Here is a 4,702-nt window from a genome sequence, read left to right as displayed (position 1 = left end):
TCTACCGTACCATCGCCGAGCGGGATCCTGCTGCGGCGGTGATCATCCCACCACGCTCAACGGCAGTGCCGAGCAATTCGGCCGAGACAGCGCCCACCCAGCGAGACCGGCACCTCCAGATGATCCAAGCGCGGGGTCGGCGCGGCTGGCAGAAGGCGGTCAACTATGGCTGGCGGTCCTTGGGCGAGGTGGCAATGATGCGCTACAAAACCCTGATTGGTCGCCGCCTCCACGCCCGGACTCTGTCTATGCAAAAGGCCGAAGCTGCGGTCGGCTGCAAGGTCATCAACATCATGACCAGCCTTGGCATGCCAGTATCCCAGCGCCTCGTCTGAACCCCAGGGCTAAGGGGTGCATGCGGCCCACCTCTCAATTATGCACCAACGTCGCTTCCAGGTGCTCGCACGCAGGTGGGTTGTCGAGCGGACCATCGGTTGGCTCACCACCAACCGGCGGCTCGCCAAGGACTACGAACGCTTGGTCGAGACCGGCGAGATGTTGCTCTATCTCGCCATGAGCCGCATCCTGCTGCGTCGCCTCACGCGAAAGGAAAGATAATTGCTCACCAGCCTCTCAAGAGCGCGGCCGAAATTTTTGGGTCGCCCAGCCTCGTTCCGCGCGAATGGCAATGGCGGAACTTCATTGAGGTTTTCAACCATCAGCCCTTCGCACGGCAATACTTCAACTCGCTCTACATCGCCGTCACCGTGACGGTACTGACGCTGGTTGTCTCGTCGCTTGCCGGCTATGCGCTGGCGCGCATGCGGTTTGCCGGGGCTGCGCTGATCGCACTCCTCCTGGTGACCGCACTGATGGTTCCCGAGGAGGTGACGATCATCCCTAATTTCTTCATGATGCGCTGGGCCGGCCTCGTGGACACCCATTGGCCGCTGATCCTGCTGCCAACCTTCGGACCGCAGGGCATCATGGCGACCTTCCTCATGCGGCAGTATTTCCTCGCCTTGCCGAAGGAACTCGAGGATGCGGGCAAGATGGACGGCCTGTCGCGGCTGGGAGTCTGGTGGAGCATTGCTCTGCCCATGTCCCGGCCCGCGCTTGCGGCTGTTGCCATCATTACGTTCCTCAATTCCTGGAATCTCTTTCTGGAGCCGCTGATCTTCGTCTCGTCGCTGGAGAAGTTTACCTTGCCGCTGGCGCTGTCGAACTTCACGGATCCGTACGGCATGCCGCTCTGGCACCTGCAACTGGCAGCCACGAGCCTTGCCGTCATCCCGATCCTCGTCGTCTACCTCATTGCCCAGCGCCAAATTATCGAGAGCTTCGCGCTCTCCGGCGTGAAGGGCTAGGACACAATCCCTGCTGCAGATCGGACTTTTCCATGACCTCTCTCTCCCTCAGCAACGTCAAGAAACACTTCGGCAGGGTCGAGGTCATTCGCGGCGTCGATCTCTCGGTCGACGACGGTGAGTTCGTCGTCTTCGTCGGTCCCTCCGGCTGCGGAAAGTCTACGCTGCTGCGGATGATCTCGGGCCTAGAGGACATTAGCGCCGGCGTGCTCAGGATCGGGGACCGGATCGTCAACGAGGTGCCGCCGGCCCGTCGCGGGGTTGCGATGGTGTTCCAGTCCTACGCGCTCTATCCGCATCTGAACGTGCGCGACAACATGGGATTTGGTCTCAAGGTGCGCAAGGTGCCGGTCGACGAGCGCGCCCGCCGTGTCGGGGAGGCCGCCCGTACGCTCAAGTTGGAATCGCTCCTCGACCGCCTTCCGCGCGAGCTCTCGGGTGGGCAACGGCAGCGCGTCGCCATCGGCCGCGCGATCGTCGGCAACCCTGAGGTGTTTCTGTTCGATGAGCCTCTCTCGAACCTAGATGCGGAACTGCGCGTCCACATGCGCTCCGAGATCGCATCGCTGCACAAGCGTCTCGGCAGCACCATGATCTATGTGACCCATGACCAAATCGAGGCCATGACGCTGGCCGATAAAATCGTGGTGCTGCGCGACGGTCTCGTGGAACAGGTTGGCACGCCGCGTGAACTCTACGAGCGACCTGATAATCTGTTCGTGGCGCAGTTCATCGGTAGCCCGAAGATGAACATTCTTCCAATCGGCTCGGTTGCCGGAGCGTTGCCCGCCCACCCCTACCGCGCGAGCCACGTCGGCATGCGACCCGAGGACCTCGAGCTGACCGATCCCGGTTCGGGCCTCGTCAGTGGGAGGGTTCTCCTTAGCGAGTATACCGGCGCGTCCTCGTTGCTGCACGTGGAACTGCCCGATGGCGAAGTTTTCCTCGTCGCGTACGACAGCCAATTGATCGATGCGGATACCACCGTAGGGCTCACCATCGCGCCCGACCGACTGCACTTTTTTGATGTTGCCGGCCGACGGGCCAACTAGCCATTCAAGATCTCCGTTTCGTTGTTTGAGTCAATGGGGCAACTCCTTCGTTTCTCAGCCCGCGCTACAGATCTTTTCACACGTCCCAAAGGACCGGAACTGATGCTGTGGACGGCTCCCACCCAGCGGTGAGGTAGCATGGCTGCTTCGAGCAGCCAGGAGCCCAGGAGCAGCCCATAAGCACGGTCACCACCATTGGTCTGGACATCGCCAAATCCGTCTTCCAGGTGCACGGCATCAGCGCCACGGGCGAGGTGCTGATCCGGCGTCAGGTCAGGCGAGGACAGGTGCTCAAGTTCTTTACCTCCCTGCACCCTGCCTGATCGGCATCGAGGCCTGTGCCTCGGCCCATTACTGGTCGCGGGAGCTCCAGAGCTTCGGCCATCAGGTGAAGCTCATGCCGCCGGCCTACGTCAAACCGTATGTAAAACGACAGAAGAACGACATGGCCGATGCCGAGGCAATCTGCGAAGCGGTGACCCGGCCGACCATGCGCTTTGTCGAGACGAAGACGTGTGAGCAGCAGAGCATCCTGATGTTGCACCGGGTGCGGCTGATGCAAATGCGCCAGAGAACCATGCTCACGAACGCCATCCGGGCCCACCTGGCGGAGTCCGGCGTGGTGGCGAAGATAGGCCGTGAAGGTGTCGACGAGTTGCTGCTGATGGTCCGTGATGGAGACGAACGCGTGCCTGAGCTGGCCCGTGCCTGCATCCTGGCGTTGGCCGAGCAACTGGTGCTGTTCAAGCGCCAGATCCTGGAGATGGACCGGCGCATCACCGCCTGCCACCGCGCCAGCGAGGTCAGCCGCCGGCTGGCCGAGATCCCTGGCGTGGGTCCGCTGCTCGCCTCCGCTCTGGTGGCGCATGTCCCTAATCCGAAGGCTTTCTCCTCAGGCCGTAATCTGGCGGCTTGGATCGGTCTGGTGCCAAAGCAGAACTCCAGTGGTGGCAAGGAGCGGCTCGGCGGGGTGACCAAGCAGGGCAACCGCTACCTGCGATCCATGCTGACGGTGGGCGCGCTCGCAGTGATCCGCTTTGCCCAGCGGCATGGAACCAAGCGGCCGTGGATCGTGCAATTGCTGGCGCGGCGGGCCACCAAGGTGGCGGCGGTGGCTCTGGCCAACAAGATGGCCCGGATGGTGTGGGCGATCATGGCCAAGGGCGAGCGCTATCGTGAGCCGGTGGTCGGCAGGCAGCGTAACATCTCGTCGGAACACCTGACGAGACCGAGGTTGGAAAGGGCGAAAGGACGTTAATGCAGGATCCGGTCGAACCGGGAAGCGGGACAACCCATTCGTGCCAGAGCATCTTGGAATGCGAGCTCTTGGTCGGGACCCCTTCGCGAAGGGCATTATGGCCAGCGGTCATGAGCACCGCAGCAACAGGTCGAACACATGGCCGCGCCGACCAGCCTTGCAAAAGCGTCAAACAAATCCCTTGCCAACGGAGAGCCGTCCACACATGGCACGGGGCTGACCTTAGCCGTTCTTCTGCATCGCCGGGATGAGCGGACCTTCATTCGGTCCGCTCAACGTTACACTTTGGCCTTGAGCGGACTTTCAGAAAGCTCGGTTCCGAGCAAGTGAACGCGCTATTTGGTGGTCGGGTCATAAGCCAAGATAGCACGGGCCGGGGTCGATCATTTTAGCCCATGTCGCCCGGTTCAACATTCGGGCGAGGCCACAGTTGACTCGAGTATCAGACGGAAGGGTCATTGCGTTCTCTCTTGGATGCTTTTCTGCAGGGCGTCTGGAGCAGAGCTCGGGTTTTTTTGGTCTGACACGGCGAAACACAGCCTACCCGCTTTCCGCGCTTCACGTTCATGAGAAGGTATAAATGCCGCTCTCAGGGCCTTGACTTCCGTCCGTGCGAGATTTTCCTCGATAAGTAGAGGGCAATATTCGCCGCTAATGTGACATCCTCGCTTCGATCAAATACGCGACATATCCAAGGGCGGCTCGACGCCCTCACGAAGCGGGCTCACATATGGGGTTTCCCGTGTCCTCTGGGCGAGATCGGCCTTGGCGGCGGTTATCAGGGATGGATCGGTTATCGCGGCCATCCCAGTGGCTGCCATGGCCTTGGCAGCATGCACCATCGCCTTGTGCGCCGCCGGCATCTTGCCCTGGGCTACGACCTGCCATGTGTGAGACGGCGTGCCGATTGCGACCGTCGGCGCGTGCGCCTGGACGGTGGGCACCACCCAGCTCACGTCGGTTCCGTTGCAGACTTTCATGTCAGTCAAGAGACTGCCGGAGATGGTCTCAGGCTAGGCGGCCGCGCCGAAGAGAGCAGCGATGAATTCACGTTGAGCCCGCATGCCGTTTGCTGGTGCGCTCGC

General features: G+C 61.6%; 2 protein-coding genes and 4 pseudogenes. 5 read left to right on the top strand and 1 reads right to left on the bottom strand.

What is annotated here, in order from left to right; genetic code table 11:
• From FS320_RS46520 to FS320_RS38295, 5 genes and pseudogenes are all read left to right on the top strand, one after another.
• A pseudogene (locus tag FS320_RS46520) lies at positions 1 to 335 on the top strand (IS5/IS1182 family transposase); the annotation flags it as partial.
• Positions 336 to 390: 55 nt separating this feature from the next.
• Positions 391 to 558, top strand: a pseudogene (locus tag FS320_RS38310) (transposase); the annotation flags it as partial.
• Positions 559 to 707: 149 nt separating this feature from the next.
• Entirely contained in the window at positions 708 to 1,307 is a 600-nt protein-coding gene (locus tag FS320_RS38305; protein ID WP_192926396.1) for an ABC transporter permease subunit, read from the top strand.
• 32 nt (positions 1,308 to 1,339) lie between these two features.
• Positions 1,340 to 2,359 carry an ABC transporter ATP-binding protein gene (locus FS320_RS38300; protein ID WP_152717521.1) on the top strand — a complete coding sequence of 340 codons (1,020 nt, stop codon included), beginning with the start codon at positions 1,340 to 1,342 and terminating at the stop codon, positions 2,357 to 2,359.
• 176 nt (positions 2,360 to 2,535) lie between these two features.
• A pseudogene (locus FS320_RS38295) lies at positions 2,536 to 3,617 on the top strand (IS110 family RNA-guided transposase).
• A 674-nt stretch (positions 3,618 to 4,291) separates the two neighbouring features.
• On the opposite strand, the pseudogene FS320_RS38290 reads toward FS320_RS38295, so the two are convergent.
• Positions 4,292 to 4,576: pseudogene (locus FS320_RS38290) on the bottom strand (amidohydrolase); the annotation flags it as partial.
• Between the last annotated feature and the right edge of the window lie 126 nt (positions 4,577 to 4,702).

The sequence above is a fragment of the Microvirga tunisiensis genome (assembly GCF_009296175.1).
GTDB classification, from domain to species: domain Bacteria; phylum Pseudomonadota; class Alphaproteobacteria; order Rhizobiales; family Beijerinckiaceae; genus Microvirga; species Microvirga tunisiensis.
The sequence above is the reverse complement of the archived record's forward strand: the minus strand, read 5'-3'. Positions and strand labels throughout refer to the sequence as shown.